This is a genomic window from Mesorhizobium sp. P2_C5_2, assembly GCF_056404535.1.
On record NZ_JBFUDV010000005.1, the window covers coordinates 478041 to 496588 of the forward strand.

Consider the following 18548-nt stretch of genomic DNA (forward strand, 5'->3'; position numbering starts at 1 on the left):
ACTGATCAGACCGCGCGGCGCTTCGCCCAGTCCAGCACGTAGAGCCGGAGCGCCGAGGACAGATTGGCATCGCGGGGCCGTGTCTCGTCGATTTCGGCGACAAGGGCCGCGAGCGTCAGCTTTCGTGCCGCTGCAATGGTGACGAGATCGTCGTAAAAGGGTTTTTCGAGCGAATAGCTGGTGTGGTGGCCGCGGATCGTCACCGAGCGCTTTTCGACCGGGCTCACCGGAGACCGCTCATGGCTTGTCTTTATCTTCGGAGCGCTCGCGGCGATGGCCGGCGACGAATTTTTCAGCTTTGTCCGACGTTTGCCGGTCGCGGTCCTTTTCGGCTTTGGAGCGACCGTGCAGAGCGCGGTTCTCGCCGGCGAGCTTTTCCTTTTCGGTGCGCGCCTTTTGCTTACGGACCTGGCGAAGATTTACGATTTCGCCCATGTCGCGCTGTCCGTCCCGCTACTTCTTGCGGAAGGCGTCGAGCGACACGACGTCGGCGCCCTTGCCGGCGGCGGCATCGGCCACGGCCGGCTTCTTCTCGGCTTCGGCCGCGGCGGCCTTCTTCTCGGCCTTCGGCTTTTTCTCGGAGACGATGGCCAAGGGCTCGGGAGCCGGCTGTGCCGGCGTTTCGTCTTCCGAGGGAATGTCGGTCTTGACGTCGAATTCGAGTTCGAAATTGACCGACGGGTCGTAGAAGCCACGCACGGCCGAGAACGGGATTTCGAGCTTCTCCGGCACATCGGAGAAGGACAGCCCGACCTCGAAGCCGGTGTCAGTCACCTTGAGGTCCCAATACTGGAACTGGATGACGATGGTCATCTGTTCGGGATAGCGCTCGCGCAGCCTGGACGAGACGCGCACGCCCGGGGCGCCGGTCAGGAAGGTGATGAAGAAATGATGATTGCCGGGAAGGCCGGTGCGCGCGACTTCGGCCAGGACCTTGCGCATGACGCCGCGCAACGCCTCCTGGGCCAGAATGTCGTAGCGGATGTGGTCGTCGGCCATGTGCTGGTCGGGTTCCGTTGAATCGTCCGCATAGCTGTAATCAAGCTTGAGGGCGGCGTAAACCGGATATAGATCGCAGGCACGCCGAAGCGAAGCCTATCACTGACGATTTGATCGCTCGGTTCGATCAGGCGCTGGCCAGCAGGGCCTGCTTTTCCACCGCTGCCGCGGACCTGCGCTTGCCGAAGGCGCGCAGGAAGGTGCGCACGCCGTGCGTCGCCGACTGCAGCACTTCATCCTCCGACGGCATGCCGCCGAGCATGAAGGTGGTCTGCAGTTCGGCATTTGCCAGGGCCAGGAACTGGCGCGCGGCGACGTCGGGGTCATCGATCGCGAGGTGGCCGGCATGGGCGAGGCGGGCAAAACGGGCGGCAAGTGCCGGCCAGGTCCGGCCCGGACCCTGGTCGCGCCATTCGGCAAACAGTTCGGGATAGCGCTCGCCCTCGGTCTGGATCAGCTTGCGCAGGAAGCGTCCATCACGATTGCAGATGCAGTTCTGGTTCATGCGCACGGCAAAGCCGATCAAATCGGCTTCGAGTTCCCTGGGCTGGTCGGGGAAGCTGGCAAAGGTGGCGAAGATGCCGGCATTGCAGCGCTCGGTCAGATCGCGCACCACGGCCATGAAGAGCTTCTCCTTGTCGCGGTGGTGATTGTAGATGGTCTGGCGCGAGACGCCGGCCTCCATCGCGATCAGGTCGATATTGGCGCCGGCGAAGCCCTCGCGGCAAAAGACCGAAGCCGCCGCATCGATGATCGACATACGCTTGGCCTCGTGGCCACGTGGCGGGAAAATGTCAGGAGAAACGGCAAGCTTCATCAAAATCTATATAGAGGTGATTGACGAATTAGACAAGAGTGTCTAATTTTGTGGACATAAGAAAGAGAGATTTCATTCCGGAGAGGCGGCTCAATTCGCTCTGGAGTCGGAATTTCAAGGGATGGAACGTCCTAGGGTTAGACGCCGCTCGCCGGCGGCAACCAGATTCGAAAGAAGCCTTTATCATGAGTCCCAAATTCCTCCGCATCGCGGTCGTGCTCGGCTTGTTGTCCGCCATCGGCCCCTTCGCCATCGATATGTATCTGCCGGCGCTGCCGTCGATCGGCCAGGATTTGCATGCCGGCACCGCCGCCGTGCAGATGAGCCTGCTGATCTTCTTTCTGTCGATGGGCTTCGGCCAGATCGTCGTCGGGCCGATCTCCGACATGGTCGGCCGCAAGCTGCCGCTTTATGGCGGGCTTGCCTTGTTCATGGTCGGCGGCATCGGTTCGGCCATGGCGCCGACTATCGAATGGCTGATCGCTTTCCGCTTCCTGCAGGGCCTCGGCGCCAGCGCCGGCATGGCGGTGCCGCGCGCCATTGTGCGCGACCTGCACACTGGCACGGAAGCCGCCAAGCTGATGTCGCTGTTGATGCTGGTGTTTTCGGTGTCGCCGATCCTGGCGCCGCTGACCGGCAGCCAGATCATCGAGAATTTCGGCTGGCGCGCCGTGTTCTGGACGGTGACGGGCGCGGCGCTGCTGGCGACCATTCTTTTGGCGACCTCGCTCAAGGAGACGCGGCCGGCGGAAGAACGCGTCGGTTCCTCCTTCGGAACCGCACTTGCCGGCTATCGCTTCCTGATGGGTGACCGCAATTTCCTTGGCCTGGTGGCGATCGCCGGCTTCGGCATTGCTAGCTTCTTCGTCTATCTGTCGAGCTCGTCCTTCATCCTGATCGACCATTACGGGCTGTCGCCTTCGGTCTACAGCGTGTTCTTCTCGATCAATGCGGTGGCCTTCATCGGCATGTCGCAGCTGACGGGACTGCTGTCGGAACGGTTTGGGCTGAAGCGCGTCGTCTGGGTGGCCGTGACCGGCTACGCCACGACCATGGTGGTGCTGTTCGCTGTCATGGCGTCCGGCGTTGACCGGCTCGACGTGATGGCGGTGCTGCTCTTCATCGGCTACGGCTTCCTCGGCCTGGTCATCCCGACGACGTCGGTGCTGGCCATGGAAGAGCATGGTGAGATCGCCGGCACTGCCTCGGCGCTGATGGGCACGCTGCATTTCGCCATCGGTGCGCTGGCCATGGGTGTCGCCGGCATCTTCTTCGACGGCACGCCGCTGCCGATGGTGGCCGGCATCACGCTCTGCGCCGTGATCTCGTTCACGCTGGCCAAGCTGACGCTCGGCCGCTCGCGCGAACCGATCGAAGCGCCGGCGGAGTAAGCCAAATGCAATCGACGAAAAGGCCGGGTTTGTCCCGGCCTTTTTCATGCCCGGACAGTCGGCTTCGGCCAGAATGAACCGCAGCCGCTTCGCGGCATGGCTGTTTGAAGGCCTGCCCGGCGCTTGCGGGTGCAACATGCAACATATTGCAGGAGGGGGAGAAGTGGAGGTTTCTGTTGCCAGGTACCTCCGAACCCCGCCTAGAAGTGCGAACCTCTAGGGCTTGATTTGAAGCTATCGCACCGCTTACGCGGCGAGACGTGCTTCCGCATAGTTGTCATTTGCAACTACAGGTTTAGCCCGATGACGGTGGTACCATGCCGGGCAAAAGTACGATCTTTACACCTTCGTCGATCCTATTTCGCCCCCAGCAAGAACCGCTTTGTCGTGAAAGCGGCTTTTGGTGGAGGCGCCGGGTACCGCCCCCGGGTCCGAACGGCTTATTACATCGCCCATTTATCGCCATAGTCGGTCAAGCCGACAAAACGAATATAGGGGGCGGCCGCACAAAATGAAAGGCCGCAATGGCACTTCTTAGCCGTACCAAACTGTGAGGCCGAGGGTTGACTTGGACGCGGTCTCAACCGAAGCTTTGTGCCGGTGAGGAGTATCGACCTAGCGCACAGGTTGCGTAGCGCGCCACAGCCCTCATCGACCGGATCCGTGGCGCCGACAGGGGAAGTCTGATGGCCGACTATCTTGCGGATGTGAAGAAATACGATGCCGGCGCGAATGCCGATGTGGTTGCCAAGATTGTGAAGCATCTGGGCATTGCGCTGCGCAACCGCGATTCCTCGCTGGTATCCTGCACCGACCCCAAGGAACTCGATCGCGTCAAGGCCAACTGGGTCGCCAAGAAGCTCGGCATCGCCGACGGCGCCAAGGCGGATGCATCGATCGAAAAGACCTGCAAGGCAATGGCCGCCGACAACACCAAGAGCCGCGTGACTTTCTACTATCTGGTCGCCAAGGATCTGGGCAAGCTCGGCTCGCTCTGATCGGCCACGCCGGCTGAACAGTGGACGCCGGCGCGGTTTGCGCGCCGGTTGCCGGGCGATATCCCCGAAGCATTCTCGCTTTGCTGTGTTCGGCCGGCGGCCAGTCGGCTATGATGCCGGCAACCCCGAATCGAGGCGAAGCCGATGCGCCAATATCTCGACCTTTTGCAGCATGTGCTGGACAACGGCGCCGATCGTGGCGACCGCACCGGCACCGGCACGCGTGGGGTGTTCGGCTACCAGATGCGCTTCGATCTCAGCCGCGGCTTTCCGGTCACCACAACCAAGAAGCTGCATCTGAAGTCGATCATCCATGAACTCCTGTGGTTCCTGGCCGGCGACACCAACATCAAATACCTTAGAGATCATGGCGTTTCGATCTGGGACGAGTGGGCCGACGAGAATGGCGACCTCGGTCCGGTCTACGGCAAGCAATGGCGCTCCTGGCCGGATGGTCATGGCGGGTCGATCGACCAGATTGCCAATCTTCTCAAGGAGATACGCAAGAATCCGAATTCGCGCCGGCTGATCGTTTCGGCGTGGAATCCGGCCGAAGTGGAAGCCATGGCGCTGCCGCCGTGCCATTGCCTGTTCCAGTTCTACGTCTCGGAAGGCAAGCTCTCCTGCCAGCTCTACCAGCGTTCGGCCGACATCTTCCTCGGCGTGCCCTTCAACATCGCTTCCTACGCGCTGCTAATCTTGATGGTGGCGCAGGTCACCGGGCTGAAGCCTGGCGATTTTGTCCATACGCTCGGCGATGCGCATCTCTACTCCAACCATGTCGAGCAGGCGCGCGAGCAATTGCGGCGCACGCCCAAGGCGCTGCCGACGCTGTGGATCAACCCGGAGGTGAAGGACCTGTTCGCCTTCCGCTTCGAGGATTTCCGGCTGGAAAACTATTTTGCCGATGCGTCGATCAAGGCGCCGATCGCGGTCTGATCCTCACTAGCCTGCCATCAGTCGATGCCGACCATGACGTCTGACGCCTTGATCACGGCATAGGCCTGCTTGCCCTTTTCGAGCTTGAGATCGGCGACGGCATCGTTGGTGATCGAGGCGGTGACGACGGAGCCGCCGACATCGATGCGGACATGCGAGGTGGTGGCGCCTTTGACGATCTCGACGATCGTTCCCTTGAGGATGTTGCGGGCGCTGATTTTCATGGGACTTCCTTTCCAAAGTTTGTCCGCCCGTCATAACCAGAACAATCGATGCCGGACAGACGCTTTCGACGGATGCGGCCTTCCCTTGTTATATTCATCCGGATATATCGATCGACAGGCGTCGAGCCGAGCGGATTTCAAACCCAGGGAGAGTTTCATGTTGAGGCACACAGGTTTTGGATTGAGGGCGATCGCGATTGGCGGCTTTGCTGCAGCGTTGATGGCCGCGGTGCCGGCGGCTCACGCAGACGACAAGTTGATCGTGTTTGCTGCCGCCAGCCTCAAGGACGGGCTCGATGCCGTCAACAAGGCCTGCGAAGCCGATGTCGGCGAGGCCGCGACCGTGTCCTACGCCGCGAGCTCGGCACTGGCCAAGCAGATCGAGGGTGGGGCTCCCGCCGACGTCTTCATCTCGGCCGATCTCGACTGGATGAAATATCTTTCCGACAAGAAGCTGACCAAGCCGGACACCGAGGTGAAGCTGCTCGGCAACCAGATCGTTCTGGTGGCGCCGAAGGATTCCAAGGTCGAGACCAAGATCGAGAAAGGCTTCGATCTCGCCAAGCTGGTCGGCGACGGCAGGCTCGCCATGGGCGACTTCAAGGCGGTGCCGGCCGGCAAGTACGGCAAGGCCGCCCTTGAATCGCTCGGCGTCTGGTCGTCGGTCGAAGGCAAGGTGGCGCAGGCCGAGAATGTGCGCGCGGCATTGAAGCTGGTTTCGACAGGCGAAGCGGCGCTAGGCATCGTCTATGCCACCGACGCGCATGCCGACAAGAACGTTAAGGTGGTCGGCACCTTCCCGGAGGATTCGCACCCGCCGATCATCTACCCCGTTGCCCAGACCGTCGATTCGAAGGACAAGGATACGCCGGCTTTCCTGAAGTGCCTGCAGTCCGCCAAGGCGGCGGAATTGTTCAAGGATCAGGGTTTCACTGTGCTCGCGCCGAGCAATTAAGGTAACGCCTGTCGCATGAACTGGCTGCTGGACCTCACTCCCGACGAATGGAATGCGGTCCGGCTGTCGATCAAGGTGGCGACGGTGGCAATGCTTTTCAGCCTGCCACCGGGCATCGCGATCGCGCTCTTGCTTGCGCGCGGCAAATTCTGGGGCAAGACACTGCTCAACGGTGTGGTGCACCTGCCGCTGATCCTGCCACCGGTGGTGACCGGTTATCTCTTGCTGCTCACCTTCGGCCGGCGCGGGCCGGCCGGCGCATTCCTCGCCGAGCATTTCGGCATCGTCTTCTCGTTTCGCTGGACCGGTGCCGCACTTGCCTGCGGCATCATGGGCTTCCCCTTGATGGTGCGGGCGATCCGGCTGTCGATCGAGGCCGTCGACCGCAAGATGGAGGCGGCGGCGGGAACGCTCGGCGCCAATCCGCTCGGGGTCTTCGCGACCATCACGCTGCCGCTGATCCTGCCGGGGCTGATCGCCGGCTCCATCCTGTCCTTCGCCAAGGCAATGGGCGAGTTCGGCGCCACCATCACCTTTGTCTCCAACATCCCCAACGAGACGCAGACGCTGCCTTCGGCGATCTATACCTTCACGCAGGTGCCGGGCGGCGATGACGGGGCGCTCAGGCTGACGCTGATCTCGATCATCATCTCGATGGCCGCGCTGGTCGCCTCGGAGGTGCTGGCGCGGCGCGTCGGCCGGCGGATGGACATCGAATGAGCGTGCTGGTCGACATCAGCCATCGGCTCGGCGATTTCGCCATCGACGCGCGTTTCGAAAGCGCTGGACGGTTGACGGCGCTGTTCGGCCCCTCGGGCTCCGGCAAGACGACGCTGATCAACATGATCGCCGGCCTGATCCGGCCGGACAGGGGTCGCATCGCGGTCGATGGCGGGGTGTTGGTCGACACCAGTGCCGGCATCTTCGTGCCAAAGCACAAGCGCCGGATCGGCATGGTGTTCCAGGATGCGCGGCTGTTTCCGCATATGAGCGTGGCCGGCAATCTGCGGTATGGCCGCTGGTTCACGCCGCCGGCGGAACGCTATGCCGAGATGGACGCCGTCGTCGAATTGCTCGGCATCGGTCCACTGCTGGAACGGCGGCCAGCAAAGCTGTCGGGCGGCGAGAAGCAGCGCGTGGCGATCGGCCGGGCGCTGCTTGCCAGCCCGAAGCTGCTTTTGATGGACGAGCCGCTGGCCTCGCTCGACGATGCGCGCAAGGCCGAGATCCTGCCCTATATCGAAAGGCTGCGCGACGAGACCAAGTTGCCCATCGTGTATGTCAGCCATTCCGTCGCCGAAGTGGCGCGGCTGGCGAGCGACGTGGTGGTGATGGCGCAAGGCAAGGTCGCGGCTTCCGGTCCGACCGGCGCGATCATGCAACGGCTCGACCTGCTGCCGGCGGAAGAGCGCGGCGAAGGTGGTGCGGTGCTCGACACCAAGGTGCTGCGCCATGACGAGGCTTTTGGTATGACCGTGCTCGGCTCGGCGGCGGGCGAAATCCGGGTGCCGCGGCTGGCTGTCGCGACCGGTGCGCCGGTGCGCATCCGCATCCGCGCCCGCGACGTGATGATCGCCACCGAACAGCCGATGGGGCTCAGCGCGCTCAACATCCTGCCGGGCATCATCGTCGCGATCAGCTCGGGCGAGGGGCCAACGGTCGAGATCGGCATCGACTGCAATGGCGCAACCGTACTTGCCCGCATCACCGAACAATCCAGGCAGGGGCTGAAACTTCATCTCGGCGGCAAGGTGTTCGCGGTGATCAAGACGGTGAGTTTCGACCGCGCCAACACCGGCGCCGGGCTGCCGGCCGAAGCGGATGGCTGATAGCCGCTATATCGTTTTGGAATAGCGCTATGGATCGAGAGGGGCTAGTGTGACCGTGGAGGACAAGAGATGCCGTCGCTGAGCCTGCGGATAAATCTCGATCCGGACGGGCGCATAGGTCCGGGCAAGATCGAATTGCTCGAACAGATCGCCACCTTTGGCTCGATCTCGGCCGCCGCGCGCGGCATGGAGATGTCCTACAAGCACGCCTGGGATCTGGTCGAGGATATGAACCGTGTGTTCGGCAAGCCGCTGGTCGCGGCGCAGACTGGGGGCAGGAAAGGCGGCGGCGCGCAGCTGACCTCCGTCGGACTGGCGGTGGTCAGCCGTTTTCGCGCCATCGAGCGCGCTGCGGCGGCAGCGGCCGCCACGCATATGGCGGCACTGCAGGCCGAGATTGATGCTGGGTGAAGTCCTGCATCCGCCAAGTTGCACTCCGTCCCACCCCCCTCTGTCCTGCCGGACATCTCCCCCGCAAGGGGGGAGATTGGATGTCGCAAGTGTTTTCGCTAACCGCCAACGTTGAAAGATGGGGAGCCGAGGTAGAAGTTGCCGATCTCCCCCCTTGCGGGGGAGATGTCCGGCAGGACAGAGGAGGGTGTGAAGAAACTCGACCGTGAAGCCTTATCGGTTCTTGAATCTCACCGCTATTCCTCAGGCTCAGCCGGCCTGCGCAGCAGGTAAGTATCCATGATCCAGCCCTTTTTCTTCCGCGCTTCTTCGCGGACCCTCTCAATCTCCGCGCCGACCTCGCCGAGGCGGCCCGAGATAACAATCTCGTCCGGCGTGCCGAGATAGGCGCCCCAGTGGATGATCAGATCCTTGTCGGCCAGCGTGTTGAAGGCGCATTTGCCGTCGAGCATGACCACCGCGCTGCCGGCATTTTGCGGCATGCCTTGCTCGGTCAGGCGGCGGCCGGTGGTGATCAGCACGGGGTCGCCGATACGGTTCAGCGCCATCTTGTGGCTGGCGGCGAGCGCCTGGACCGCGGTGATGCCAGGGATGACCTCCAGCTCGAACCCGACATTGCCTCTGAGCCGCACCCGCCCCAGGATGCGCAGCGCGCTGTCATAGAGCGAAGGGTCGCCCCAGATCAGGAAAGCGCCGCAGCCGTCCTCGGCAAGTTCGTCGCGGATCAGGCCTTCATAGATTTCGGCGATTGCCTCATGCCAGTCGTCGACGGTCGAGCGGTAGGATGGCGCCGGCTCGGCGCGCACCGGCACATCGAACTCGACGCGGCGTGACTTCGGGTTGCTGACGAAGCGGTCGCAGATCTGGCGGCGGAGTTCGGCAAGGTCGTTCTTCTTGGCGCCCTTGTCTGGAATAAACAGGACGTCCGCCCGGTTCAGCCCTTCTATGGCCTGCACGGTCATATGATCGGGATTGCCGGCGCCGATGCCGATGACGAGAAGCTTGCGCATGACGCGAACTCCTGCCCGATCGAAACCTGTTAGTCCAGACCGCCGATTGGCGTGTCCAGACACTGTGCGTCCTGCAGGGAGACGGAAGGGCTTTGAAACGCCACATTGAAACGGCTAGGGTCGCGGCATTCCTGGCGAGGGGCTTCGATGTTGCGATATGTTTTGACTATAGCGCTGGCGCTTTCAGCCACGCCCGCACTGGCCAACGATTCGACCGCCGAACTTGGCACCGGTGGCCTGATCCTGTCACGCAGCGATGCGGTGGCGATGCAAAGCGAGGATCTGTTCATCTCGCCGGAAAGAGTGACAGTCGACTATGTCTTCCACAACAACACCGACAAGGATGTCGATGCCATCGTCGCCTTCCCGCTGCCCGATATCGAAGGTGACCCGGAGGAAATGCCGGCCATCCCGGAAAATCAGAGCGACAATTTCCTCGGCTTCGAGGTGACGATCGATGGTGTGCCGGCAAAGCCGCAGCTCGAGCAGAAAGTGTTCGCTGTCGGCATCGATATCGGCGCCGATCTGAAGGCGCAGAACGTGCCGTTCAACCCGTTCGGCGATGCGGCCAAGGCGGCCCTGGCCAAGCTGCCGAAAGCGGTCGCCGAGGATTGGGAGAACCGCGGCATCATCATCGAGGATACGGGCAGCGACGGTACTGAGGCGAACAAGGTCTATACGCCGTGGTGGCAGTTGCGCTCGACCTATTGGTGGCGCTCGACATTTCCGGCCAACAAGGATGTCCACGTCTCGCACCGCTACAAGCCCAGCGTCGGCGGCACGTCATCGGTCAGCTTCTTCTATGACGGCAAGTTCTCCGAGAGCAGCCAATATACAAGCTACAAGACCCGGTTCTGCATGGACGACGCGTTCGAGAATGCGGTGCGCCAGGCCGCCAAGGCCGACGGCTATCCGCATTCTTATGAGAACCGCATTCAATATATCCTGACCACCGGCGGCAATTGGGCGAACGGCAGCATCGGCAAGTTCAAGTTGACCGTCGACAAGGGCAATCCGAAAGCGCTGATTTCGTTCTGCGGCGACAATGTCAAAAAGGTCGGGCCGACGACCTTCGAGACGACGGCGAAGGATTTCTATCCCGAGCACAACATCGACATATTGCTGCTGGTGCCGTCGGATGACGGCGCCGGGGAGGCCAACTGATGGACGTCGCGATCTATGTCGCCATCGCCGAGAACGGCGTGATCGGGCGCGACGGCGGCCTGCCGTGGCGGCTGTCCACCGATCTCAAGCGCTTCAAGGCCGACACGATGGGCAAGCCCGTCGTCATGGGCCGCAAGACCTATGAAGGCATCGGCCGGCCGCTGCCGGGCAGATTGAACATTGTGGTGACCCGCGACAAGGCATGGCGCGCCGAGGGCGTTGAAACGGCAAATTCGCTGGAAGCCGCAATCCAGCTGGCCACGGTGCGCGGGCGTTGCATGGTTGGCGTCGACGAGATCTGTGTCATCGGCGGCGGCGAAATCTATGCACAGGCGCTGCCGCTCGCCGACCGCCTGCATGTCACTCATGTGCTGGCCGAGGTCGACGGCGACGCGCATTTCCCTGACATCGATCCAGCCAGCTGGCGAATTGTCCGTTCGCAGGATTTTCCGGCTGGTGAAAAGGACAGCCACGCAACGCGCTATACGGTTTACGAGCGCAGCCGGCCCATGACGCAGGTATCTCCATGACGGCCAACAAGCATCCACCGCTCGGCACTTTCATGGATTTGCTCGGCACAGAAATACGCTCGCGTATGGGAAATGACCCGGCGCGCGCGGCCGCGCACCGGCGGATTTTGGGTAACACCGCGCTTGAGGCGCCGCAGGGGAGCGGTGAGCAACCCCAGCGTCAGCCGGCTTGTCGTCACCTCGCGGAATGCTTTGCCGAGCTTGAAAAGGTCGGCGGCAATCTCGGCAGGCTCGCCGCCGCGCTGCGCGAGATTGAGCCGCATCTTAGCTGGAACAATCAAAGCGAGCGTCGCAAGTCCGCGGTGCTGGCCGAGAATTATGCCGATTCCTTCATTGTCGGTCCGGGTGGTTTCGTCCCGAGCAGTGCAATCGAGATCGGAGTCTCGGTCATGGCGCCGCACACGAGCTATCCAGATCATCGGCATCCGCCGGAAGAGCTTTACCTTGTCCTGTCGCAGGGTGAGTGGCGGCAGAAAGCCGAGGCGTGGCATGAACCCGGGGTCGGCGGGGTGGTCTACAATCCACCTGACATCGTTCATGCCATGCGCGCGGATGCGAAGCCGCTCTTTGCCATTTGGTGCCTGCCGCTCGACAATGGGCCGCATTCATAGGCGACTTATTGGAATTTGCTGCCTGCAACGCTCCAAATCGGACGGTGCGGTGCCGGATCGCGTTGAAAGCGCATCGCGGCGTCCCTATAGAAGAACAACTGGATTTTGCGCCGCAAGGCCGGCGCTGAGGGAATTCCAAGCGAAAGGACATTCATGCCCTGGAACGACAAGAGCGGCGGTGGCGGCGGCCCATGGGGCGGCGGCGGCGGCAACAATCAGGGACCCTGGGGGCAGGGACCAAAGGGGCCTAGCGGCCCGCAGGGATCACCTCCCGATCTCGAAGACATCATCCGCCGCGGCCAGGACCGGCTGCGGCGTGCGCTGCCTGGTGGCGGCGGCGCCAGCCCGGCCGTGTTTGCGCTGATTGCAGCGGCACTGGTCGTATTGTGGGCATTCAAGGCGGTCTACACCGTGCAGCCGGACGAGGTTGCGGTCGAGTTGCGCTTCGGCAAGCCCAAGGCGGAGCTGTCGCAGCCGGGTCTGCATTTCCATTGGTGGCCCGTTGAAACCGTCGAGACGGCCAACATCGCCGAGCAGCTCGTCGATATCGGTGGTGGCGGCGCGACGAGCGGCAACACTTCCGGGCTGATGCTTACCGGCGACCAGAATATCGTCAACGTCCAGTTCTCGGTGGCCTACCAGGTATCCGATCCAAGAGCCTACCTGTTCGACGTCTCCGATCCCGAAGGCATGCTGCAGCAGGTCGCTGAAAGTGCCATGCGTGAAGCCGTTGGCCGGCGACCGGCCCAGGACATTTTCCGCGACGATCGCCAAGGCATCGCCGCGTCGGTGCGTGAAATCATCCAGACGACGCTGGACGGCTACAAGGCCGGCCTGAACGTCAATGCGGTTTCGATCGAGGACGCGGCGCCGCCGCGTGAAGTGGCGGATGCGTTCGACGAAGTGCAGCGCGCCGAACAGGACGAGGACAAGTTCGTCGAACAGGCCAACCAGTATTCCAACCAGAAACTCGGCCAGGCGCGCGGTGAGGCCGCACAGGTCCGTGAAGACGCGGCGGCCTATAAGAACCGTGTCGTGCAGGAGGCCGAAGGCGAGGCGCAGCGCTTCATCTCGGTCTATGACGAATATGCCAAGGCCCCCGATGTGACGCGCAAGCGCCTCTATCTGGAAACGATGGAGAAGGTCCTGAAAGACTCCAGCAAGGTCATCGTCGAACAGGGCAATGGGCAAGGGGTCGTCCCCTATTTGCCGCTGCCGGCACTGCAGCCGAAGGCGCCGGCGCCCCTTGGCGCCACGACCGGAGGAGCCCAGTGATGGCTAATCGTCTTTCCATCCTCGCCGTCATCGCGGCCGTGCTTCTTTTCCTGCTCTACTCCTCGGTCTTCGTGGTCAACGCGCGCCAGCAGGCGCTCGTGCTGCGGTTCGGCGAGATCGTCGATGTCAAGAATGAACCCGGCATCTATTTCAAGGCGCCTTTCGCCTTCTTCGACGCCGACAGCGTGCAATTGATCGAAAACAGGGTGCTGCGCTTCGATCTCGATAACATCCGCGTCCAGGTTTCGGGCGGCAAGTTCTACGAGGTCGACGCTTTCATCGCTTACCGCATCTCGGATCCGCGCGTGTTCCGCTCCGCCGTGTCCGGTCAGATCACCCTGGCCGAAGCCCGACTGAGGACGCGTCTCGATGCAGCGCTCCGCCGTGTCTACGGTCTGCGCGACTTCGAAGCGGCGCTCTCGGAAGAGCGGGCCGTGATGATGCGCGAAGTTCGCGATCAGCTTCGGCCGGACGCGACGTCGCTCGGTCTGCAGATCGAGGACGTGCGCATCCGCCGGACCGACCTGACGGCTGAGGTTTCGCAGCAGACCTTCGACCGCATGAAGGCCGAACGCTTGGCGGAGGCCGAACGGCTGAGAGCGCGCGGCAAAGAGGCCGCGCAGCGCATCACCGCACGCGCCGACCGTGAAGTGGTGGAAATCGTCGCCGAAGCGCGCAAGGAATCGGAAATCCTGCGCGGTGAGGGCGAGGCCCAGCGCAGCGCGACCTTCGCCGATGCCTACAAACGCGATCCGGCCTTCTTCGACTTCTACCGGTCGATGAATGCCTATGGCACGGCGCTGGACAACTCCGGGACGACGATGGTGCTGTCGCCGAACTCGGAGTTCTTCCGCTTCTTCCGCAACCCCGACGGCACGGACGCGAAGCCGGCGGCACCTGCCGCCCCGGCGACGGCACCTGCCGCGCCGGCAGCGCAACCTGCACCCGCCAAGTAGGGCGGTGCAGGATTTCCTTGCGGCCATAGGCCTGGTCCTCGTCGTCGAGGGCCTGGTCTATGGCGGTTTTCCCGGTCTCGCCAAACGCCTTGCCGGCGAAGTGCTGTCGATGCCGGAGAATGCGCTGCGCATCGTCGGGCTGGCGGCGATTGCCATCGGCGTCGGCATTGTCTGGCTGGTGCGTGGCTGAGGGCCGTCGACGTGAGGTGTAACGGAGGATTTATCCTCCTGATGTGGCCATAGCCGCAGATGTGCCGTATTTCTTGCCAACATGACGCGACGCGGCGTTTTGCCGAAGCGCTTTTTCTTTCAGCAATTACCGGGAGGCTCTCGATGACATCCAACACCCTTCTGCGCGCGGCGCGGCGGACGTTCATCGCAGGTACTGCGGCACTTATGGTCGGCGCGCTTGCCGTTCCGGCTTTCGTGACGCCGACGGTGGCCGCGGACGGACCGGCTTCGGTCGCCGACCTCGCCGAAGGCCTGCTGGGTGCAGTGGTGAACATCTCGACCTCGCAGACCGTGAAGGGCACGGAAGGTCCGGGCGCGGTGCCGATGCCGCAACTGCCGGAGGGCTCGCCGTTCCAGGACTTCTTCGACGATTTCTTCAAGAACCGTGGCGGCGACAAGGATGGCGGCTCGCAAAAGGTACAGTCGCTGGGCTCCGGTTTCGTGGTCGATGCCGAGCAAGGCATTGTCGTCACCAACAACCATGTGATTGCCGATGCCGATGACATCGAGGTGAATTTCTCCGACGGCGTGACGCTCAAGGCGACGCTGGTCGGCACCGACACCAAGACCGACGTCGCGGTGCTCAAGGTCGACCCGAAGGGCCACAAGCTGACGGCGGTGAAGTTCGGCGATTCCAACAAGATGCGCGTCGGCGACTGGGTGATGGCGATCGGCAATCCGTTCGGGCTCGGCGGCACGGTGACGGTCGGTATCGTCTCGGCTCGCAACCGCGACATCAATTCCGGCCCCTATGACGACTTCATCCAGACCGATGCCGCCATCAACCGCGGCAATTCCGGCGGTCCGCTGTTCAACAGCTTGGGCGAGGTCATCGGCATCAACACGGCGATCATCTCGCCGTCCGGCGGCTCGATCGGCATCGGCTTCTCCATCCCCTCGCAGCTCGCCTCGGGCGTCGTCGACCAGCTGCGCCAGTTCGGCGAAACCCGCCGCGGCTGGCTCGGCGTGCGCATCCAGCCGGTGACCGACGACATCGCCGAGAGCCTCGGCATGGCAACCGCCAAGGGCGCGCTGGTTGCCGGCGTCATCAAGGGCGGACCGGTCGACAATGGCACAATTCTCGCCGGCGACGTCATCATCAAGTTCGACGGCAAGGACATTCATGAAATGCGCGACCTGCCGCGCGTCGTGGCGGAAAGCCCGGTCGGCAAGGCGGTCGACGTGATCATCGTGCGCAAGGGCGTTGAGCAGACGGTGAAGGTGACGCTCGGCCGGCTCGAGGACGGCGAGAAGCTCGCCAGCGGCGAAGACGGCACCACTGATGAAGACAAGGGCGACGACAAGGCACCCGCGGTTTCGACGGCTTCGGTGCTCGGCATGACCGTTGGTGAACTCAATGACGAGACGCGGACCAAGTTCGGCATCGCGGCTGATGTTTCCGGCGTCGTCATCACCGACGTCACCAAGGATTCGGCTGCCGCCGAGCGCGGCATCCAGGCCGGCGAGGTGATCACCGAGATCGCCCAGGAATCGGTCGCGACCCCGAAGGACGTCATGGACAGGATCGGCGCGCTGAAGGAGCAGGGCCGCAAGAATGCGCTTCTGATGCTGGCGTCGAAGACCGGCGAATTGCGGTTCGTTACGATCCGCATGGATTGAGTCCGGCCAGGCCTGCAACGATCTGATTTTGAAATGAAAAGGGCGGCTACTGAGCCGCCCTTTTTCGTGCCTGCCAGTCCTTGCGCGATAGGGCGTACAGGACATGTCGCTTGAGATGCGGGTGGCTGTCAGGGATGGATGGGTGGTCGAAATCGCGGGACGGGTCGGGGCTCATGCCGAGGCGTTCCATGACGGCGGTGGAGCGGCGGTTGGCGGCGACGGCGAAAGATACGATCTCTTCGCGGTCAAGCGTTTCAAAGCCAAAGGCGAGCCAGGCTTCGGAGGCCTCGGTGACATAGCCCTTGCCCCAGAATTCCGGCGCCAGCCGCCAGCCGATCTCGATCGTATCGGATGGCATGGACGGCACGTGATCGGTCTCCAAGAGGCCGACAAAGCCAATGCATTCGCCCGTCGCGGCAATCTCGGCGGCGGCAAAACCAAAGCCGTCCTCGGCGATCCAGCCCCGAAATTCGTCCATCTTGGCATCCGTCTCGGCGCGGTCGCGGCGAAACGGAAAGAATTCCATCACCTGCTCGTCGGAATTGATGCGATGGAAGAGCTCGCGGTCGCGCTCTTCCCAATTGCGCAGGATCAGGCGTTCGGTGCGCATCGGTTTCATACGACGAATTCCTCCTGCCGGTAGCCCTGCACATAAAGCAGCGCCGTCAGATCGCCATGGTCGATACGGACTTTGGCTTCGGCGGCGACGGTGGGTTTGGCGTGGAGCGCAACACCGGTGCCGGCAAGCCGGATCATGTCGAGGTCGTTGGCGCCGTCGCCGACGGCAATGGCGTCGGCCGGAGTCAGGCCGAGACGGGCCGAAATCTCTTTCAGCGCATCGGCCTTGGCGGCGCGGCCGAGGATCGGCTCGGCGACCAGGCCGGCAAAGCGCCCGTTTTCCTCGATCAGGCGGTTGGCGCGGTTTTCCTGAAAGCCGAGCATGTCGGCGATGCGGTTGGTGAACACGTCGAAGCCGCCGGAGACGAGTGCCGTCCAGGCGCCGTTGGCCCGCATCGTCTGCACCAGAGCGCGGCCGCCCGACGCCAGTGTCAGGCGGTTGGCGATAATGCGGTCAACAACGGCTGTATCGAGGCCTTTCAGCAGCGCCACGCGTTCACGCAGTGCCGGTTCAAAGGCGATCTCGCCATTCATCGAGCGCGCCGTGATGGCGGCAACGCGATCCTTGACGCCGATCTCGTCGGCCAGTTCGTCGATGCATTCCTGATCGATCATGGTCGAATCCATGTCAGCGAGCAGTATTGTCTTGCGGCGTGTTTCGGCCTGCTGGACGATCACGTCGACCGGTTCGGAGCCGAGCGCGGCGCGCAAGGCAGCACTCGTCTCAGCGGCTTCAGCCCCTTCGGCGAGCACCAGATCGCACGCGATGCCTTCGCCCAGCCAGTGAACAGCGCTTGCGCCGACCGACCGTGAGGCCATATTCGCAAGCGAGGCCGAGACGGTGCGGCTGACGGGGTGGGATACAAGCGTGGCAATGAGCGGCATCGAAACTTCCAGGCAGCTAGGCGAGGGCGGGCAGGCCGGCGAGGGCCGCGTGAAGAACGCGATCCTGATAGCCGGGCCGACCGCCAGCGGCAAGTCGGCGCTGGCGCTCGATCTCGCCGAGCGCAAGGGCGGCGTCATCGTCAACACCGATTCCATGCAGGGCTATTCGGTGCTCGACGTGCTGACGGCGCGGCCGGCTGCTGCCGAACTCGCCCGCGCGCCGCATTTTCTCTACGGTCACGTGCATCCCTCCACCGCCTATTCCACCGGCGCCTGGCTGCGTGACGTGATGAGGCTGATCGACGACGGCACGCTTGCCCGACGCCCGGATGGCCCTCCCTTCGAACGTCGGGTGATTTTCGTCGGCGGCACCGGGCTCTATTTTCGCGCGCTTGCCGAGGGTATTTCGGAAATGCCCGACATTCCGCAGCAGGTGCGCGACCGCTGGCGTTACGAGTTGAAGGAACAAGGCGCGTCCAAGCTGCACCGCATCCTGATGCACGAGGATTCCGCGGTTGCCATGCAGCTGAAGCCGACCGACGGCCAACGCATCGTGCGGGCGCTGGAGGTGCTTGACGCATCCGGCCGCTCCATTCTCGAATGGCAAGCGGCGCGCGGCCGGCCGCTGATCGACCGCGACAGTGCTCGTTTCTTCGTCATCGAGCCCGACCGCGCGGCCCTTGTCGAGCGGATCGAGAGCCGGTTCGACCGTATGCTCGATCTTGGCGCTCTCGATGAAGTCAAACGGCTTGTGGCGCTTGGCCTCGATCCTGATTTGCCGGCGATGAAGGCGATCGGCGTTCGCGAACTCTCGGCCGCGATGGCTGATGACATCAGCTTTCCCCAGGCCATCGAGCGCTGCAAGGCCGCGACGCGGCAATATGCCAAACGGCAAACGACGTGGTTTCGCCATCAGCTGGGCCCGGAATGGCTAAGATTGCAGCCCGGCGACGACCCGAACAAAGCGTTTTGATTTTCCTGTTGCTAATGCAATTACAGAAACAGGAGCTGAAATGAACATTCCCGTTCCGGTTGTCTGGATTAACAGTCCGTAAGGCGCCGTCATGCCATAAATCAGGCGGGTA

At 62.9% G+C, this 18548-nt stretch carries 23 protein-coding genes and 1 other RNA gene; 15 read left to right on the forward strand and 9 right to left on the reverse strand.

What is annotated here, in order from left to right; genetic code table 11:
- Nucleotides 1-5: 5 nt before the first annotated feature.
- The 4 genes from AC1D1B_RS20755 to AC1D1B_RS20770 all read right to left on the reverse strand — a co-directional run bounded on the left by AC1D1B_RS20755 (nt 6) and on the right by AC1D1B_RS20770 (nt 1816).
- Nucleotides 6-227, reverse strand: coding sequence for a ribbon-helix-helix domain-containing protein (locus AC1D1B_RS20755; RefSeq protein WP_477334297.1), 222 nt, complete (start codon nt 225-227; stop codon nt 6-8).
- A gap of 10 nt (nt 228-237) precedes the next feature.
- The gene (locus AC1D1B_RS20760) at nt 238-435 is read right to left on the reverse strand and encodes a DUF4169 family protein (RefSeq protein WP_477334298.1); all 198 of its coding nucleotides are present in this window, start codon (nt 433-435) and stop codon (nt 238-240) included.
- Between the two features lie 18 nt (nt 436-453).
- Nucleotides 454-999 carry an SspB family protein gene (locus AC1D1B_RS20765; protein WP_181055804.1) on the reverse strand — a complete coding sequence of 182 codons (546 nt, stop codon included), beginning with the start codon at nt 997-999 and terminating at the stop codon, nt 454-456.
- A 127-nt stretch (nt 1000-1126) separates the two neighbouring features.
- Nucleotides 1127-1816 carry a TetR/AcrR family transcriptional regulator gene (locus AC1D1B_RS20770; protein WP_477261680.1) on the reverse strand — a complete coding sequence of 230 codons (690 nt, stop codon included), beginning with the start codon at nt 1814-1816 and terminating at the stop codon, nt 1127-1129.
- Between the two features lie 185 nt (nt 1817-2001).
- Here AC1D1B_RS20770 and AC1D1B_RS20775 point away from each other — a divergent pair, with 185 nt between their 5' ends.
- Nucleotides 2002-3207 (forward strand): multidrug effflux MFS transporter, encoded by a 1206-nt coding sequence (locus tag AC1D1B_RS20775; RefSeq protein WP_477334299.1) that lies wholly within the window; start codon nt 2002-2004, stop codon nt 3205-3207.
- A gap of 162 nt (nt 3208-3369) precedes the next feature.
- On the opposite strand, the gene ssrA is transcribed toward AC1D1B_RS20775, so the two are convergent.
- Nucleotides 3370-3728: a transfer-messenger RNA gene (gene ssrA, locus AC1D1B_RS20780) on the reverse strand.
- Between the two features lie 165 nt (nt 3729-3893).
- Between ssrA and AC1D1B_RS20785 the strand changes: the two genes are divergently transcribed.
- Nucleotides 3894-4205 (forward strand): DUF2853 family protein, encoded by a 312-nt coding sequence (locus tag AC1D1B_RS20785; protein WP_477334300.1) that lies wholly within the window; start codon nt 3894-3896, stop codon nt 4203-4205.
- A 144-nt stretch (nt 4206-4349) separates the two neighbouring features.
- Complete coding sequence (locus AC1D1B_RS20790) at nt 4350-5144, forward strand: thymidylate synthase (protein ID WP_477334301.1); 795 nt, start codon at nt 4350-4352, stop codon at nt 5142-5144.
- 17 nt (nt 5145-5161) lie between these two features.
- Here AC1D1B_RS20790 and AC1D1B_RS20795 read toward each other — a convergent pair whose 3' ends face one another.
- On the reverse strand, nt 5162-5368 hold the full coding sequence (locus tag AC1D1B_RS20795) for a TOBE domain-containing protein (RefSeq protein WP_477334302.1): 207 nt from the start codon (nt 5366-5368) through the stop codon (nt 5162-5164).
- Between the two features lie 157 nt (nt 5369-5525).
- On the opposite strand from AC1D1B_RS20795, the gene modA reads away from it, so the two are divergent.
- From modA to AC1D1B_RS20815, 4 genes are all read left to right on the forward strand, one after another.
- Nucleotides 5526-6323 (forward strand): molybdate ABC transporter substrate-binding protein, encoded by a 798-nt coding sequence (gene modA, locus AC1D1B_RS20800; RefSeq protein WP_477334303.1) that lies wholly within the window; start codon nt 5526-5528, stop codon nt 6321-6323.
- Nucleotides 6324-6338: 15 nt separating this feature from the next.
- Nucleotides 6339-7043, forward strand: coding sequence for a molybdate ABC transporter permease subunit (gene modB, locus AC1D1B_RS20805; protein ID WP_477334304.1), 705 nt, complete (start codon nt 6339-6341; stop codon nt 7041-7043).
- On the forward strand, nt 7040-8152 hold the full coding sequence (gene modC / locus AC1D1B_RS20810) for a molybdenum ABC transporter ATP-binding protein (protein ID WP_477334305.1): 1113 nt from the start codon (nt 7040-7042) through the stop codon (nt 8150-8152). The genes modB and modC overlap by 4 nt, the downstream gene beginning before the upstream one ends.
- 69 nt (nt 8153-8221) lie before the next feature.
- Nucleotides 8222-8563, forward strand: coding sequence for a winged helix-turn-helix domain-containing protein (locus AC1D1B_RS20815; RefSeq protein WP_203278662.1), 342 nt, complete (start codon nt 8222-8224; stop codon nt 8561-8563).
- A gap of 236 nt (nt 8564-8799) precedes the next feature.
- Here AC1D1B_RS20815 and cobF read toward each other — a convergent pair whose 3' ends face one another.
- Nucleotides 8800-9573: a precorrin-6A synthase (deacetylating) gene (gene cobF, locus AC1D1B_RS20820; protein ID WP_477334306.1), complete on the reverse strand. Its 774-nt coding sequence runs from the start codon at nt 9571-9573 to the stop codon at nt 8800-8802.
- A gap of 147 nt (nt 9574-9720) precedes the next feature.
- Here cobF and AC1D1B_RS20825 point away from each other — a divergent pair, with 147 nt between their 5' ends.
- The 7 genes from AC1D1B_RS20825 (at nt 9721) to AC1D1B_RS20855 (ending at nt 15960) form a co-directional block, all read left to right on the forward strand.
- Nucleotides 9721-10737, forward strand: a complete 1017-nt coding sequence (locus AC1D1B_RS20825) for a DUF4424 domain-containing protein (RefSeq protein ID WP_477334307.1) — start codon at nt 9721-9723, stop codon at nt 10735-10737.
- Nucleotides 10737-11267, forward strand: coding sequence for a dihydrofolate reductase (locus AC1D1B_RS20830; protein WP_477334308.1), 531 nt, complete (start codon nt 10737-10739; stop codon nt 11265-11267). The genes AC1D1B_RS20825 and AC1D1B_RS20830 overlap by 1 nt, the downstream gene beginning before the upstream one ends.
- Nucleotides 11264-11878: a dimethylsulfonioproprionate lyase family protein gene (locus AC1D1B_RS20835; protein ID WP_477334309.1), complete on the forward strand. Its 615-nt coding sequence runs from the start codon at nt 11264-11266 to the stop codon at nt 11876-11878. The genes AC1D1B_RS20830 and AC1D1B_RS20835 overlap by 4 nt, the downstream gene beginning before the upstream one ends.
- A gap of 153 nt (nt 11879-12031) precedes the next feature.
- Nucleotides 12032-13153 (forward strand): FtsH protease activity modulator HflK, encoded by a 1122-nt coding sequence (hflK, locus tag AC1D1B_RS20840; RefSeq protein WP_477334310.1) that lies wholly within the window; start codon nt 12032-12034, stop codon nt 13151-13153.
- The gene (hflC, locus tag AC1D1B_RS20845) at nt 13153-14109 is read left to right on the forward strand and encodes a protease modulator HflC (protein ID WP_477334311.1); all 957 of its coding nucleotides are present in this window, start codon (nt 13153-13155) and stop codon (nt 14107-14109) included. Before hflK ends, hflC begins: the two co-directional genes overlap by 1 nt.
- Nucleotides 14110-14113: 4 nt before the next feature.
- The gene (locus AC1D1B_RS20850; RefSeq protein WP_112560446.1) at nt 14114-14299 is read left to right on the forward strand and encodes a DUF2065 domain-containing protein; all 186 of its coding nucleotides are present in this window, start codon (nt 14114-14116) and stop codon (nt 14297-14299) included.
- Nucleotides 14300-14442: 143 nt separating this feature from the next.
- On the forward strand, nt 14443-15960 hold the full coding sequence (locus tag AC1D1B_RS20855) for a DegQ family serine endoprotease (RefSeq protein WP_477334312.1): 1518 nt from the start codon (nt 14443-14445) through the stop codon (nt 15958-15960).
- Between the two features lie 46 nt (nt 15961-16006).
- Here AC1D1B_RS20855 and AC1D1B_RS20860 read toward each other — a convergent pair whose 3' ends face one another.
- Together AC1D1B_RS20860 and serB are read right to left on the reverse strand one after the other, a co-directional pair.
- Nucleotides 16007-16579: a GNAT family N-acetyltransferase gene (locus tag AC1D1B_RS20860; protein WP_477334313.1), complete on the reverse strand. Its 573-nt coding sequence runs from the start codon at nt 16577-16579 to the stop codon at nt 16007-16009.
- Nucleotides 16576-17463: a phosphoserine phosphatase SerB gene (serB, locus tag AC1D1B_RS20865; protein ID WP_477334314.1), complete on the reverse strand. Its 888-nt coding sequence runs from the start codon at nt 17461-17463 to the stop codon at nt 16576-16578. The genes AC1D1B_RS20860 and serB overlap by 4 nt, the downstream gene beginning before the upstream one ends.
- Here serB and miaA point away from each other — a divergent pair.
- Nucleotides 17453-18436: a tRNA (adenosine(37)-N6)-dimethylallyltransferase MiaA gene (gene miaA / locus AC1D1B_RS20870; RefSeq protein WP_477334315.1), complete on the forward strand. Its 984-nt coding sequence runs from the start codon at nt 17453-17455 to the stop codon at nt 18434-18436. The genes serB and miaA overlap by 11 nt on opposite strands.
- Nucleotides 18437-18548 lie beyond the last annotated feature (112 nt).

Coding starts and splice junctions, on each gene's coding strand:
- AC1D1B_RS20760 (WP_477334298.1), bottom strand. CDS start 435: ATGGGCGAAATCGTAAATCTTCGCCAGGTCCGTAAGCAAAAGGCGCGC.
- AC1D1B_RS20765 (WP_181055804.1), bottom strand. CDS start 999: ATGGCCGACGACCACATCCGCTACGACATTCTGGCCCAGGAGGCGTTG.
- AC1D1B_RS20770 (WP_477261680.1), bottom strand. CDS start 1,816: ATGAAGCTTGCCGTTTCTCCTGACATTTTCCCGCCACGTGGCCACGAG.
- AC1D1B_RS20775 (WP_477334299.1), top strand. CDS start 2,002: ATGAGTCCCAAATTCCTCCGCATCGCGGTCGTGCTCGGCTTGTTGTCC.
- AC1D1B_RS20785 (WP_477334300.1), top strand. CDS start 3,894: ATGGCCGACTATCTTGCGGATGTGAAGAAATACGATGCCGGCGCGAAT.
- AC1D1B_RS20790 (WP_477334301.1), top strand. CDS start 4,350: ATGCGCCAATATCTCGACCTTTTGCAGCATGTGCTGGACAACGGCGCC.
- AC1D1B_RS20795 (WP_477334302.1), bottom strand. CDS start 5,368: ATGAAAATCAGCGCCCGCAACATCCTCAAGGGAACGATCGTCGAGATC.
- modA (WP_477334303.1), top strand. CDS start 5,526: ATGTTGAGGCACACAGGTTTTGGATTGAGGGCGATCGCGATTGGCGGC.
- modB (WP_477334304.1), top strand. CDS start 6,339: ATGAACTGGCTGCTGGACCTCACTCCCGACGAATGGAATGCGGTCCGG.
- modC (WP_477334305.1), top strand. CDS start 7,040: ATGAGCGTGCTGGTCGACATCAGCCATCGGCTCGGCGATTTCGCCATC.
- AC1D1B_RS20815 (WP_203278662.1), top strand. CDS start 8,222: ATGCCGTCGCTGAGCCTGCGGATAAATCTCGATCCGGACGGGCGCATA.
- cobF (WP_477334306.1), bottom strand. CDS start 9,573: ATGCGCAAGCTTCTCGTCATCGGCATCGGCGCCGGCAATCCCGATCAT.
- AC1D1B_RS20825 (WP_477334307.1), top strand. CDS start 9,721: ATGTTGCGATATGTTTTGACTATAGCGCTGGCGCTTTCAGCCACGCCC.
- AC1D1B_RS20830 (WP_477334308.1), top strand. CDS start 10,737: ATGGACGTCGCGATCTATGTCGCCATCGCCGAGAACGGCGTGATCGGG.
- AC1D1B_RS20835 (WP_477334309.1), top strand. CDS start 11,264: ATGACGGCCAACAAGCATCCACCGCTCGGCACTTTCATGGATTTGCTC.
- hflK (WP_477334310.1), top strand. CDS start 12,032: ATGCCCTGGAACGACAAGAGCGGCGGTGGCGGCGGCCCATGGGGCGGC.
- hflC (WP_477334311.1), top strand. CDS start 13,153: ATGGCTAATCGTCTTTCCATCCTCGCCGTCATCGCGGCCGTGCTTCTT.
- AC1D1B_RS20855 (WP_477334312.1), top strand. CDS start 14,443: ATGACATCCAACACCCTTCTGCGCGCGGCGCGGCGGACGTTCATCGCA.
- AC1D1B_RS20860 (WP_477334313.1), bottom strand. CDS start 16,579: ATGAAACCGATGCGCACCGAACGCCTGATCCTGCGCAATTGGGAAGAG.
- miaA (WP_477334315.1), top strand. CDS start 17,453: ATGAGCGGCATCGAAACTTCCAGGCAGCTAGGCGAGGGCGGGCAGGCC.
- serB (WP_477334314.1), bottom strand. CDS start 17,463: ATGCCGCTCATTGCCACGCTTGTATCCCACCCCGTCAGCCGCACCGTC.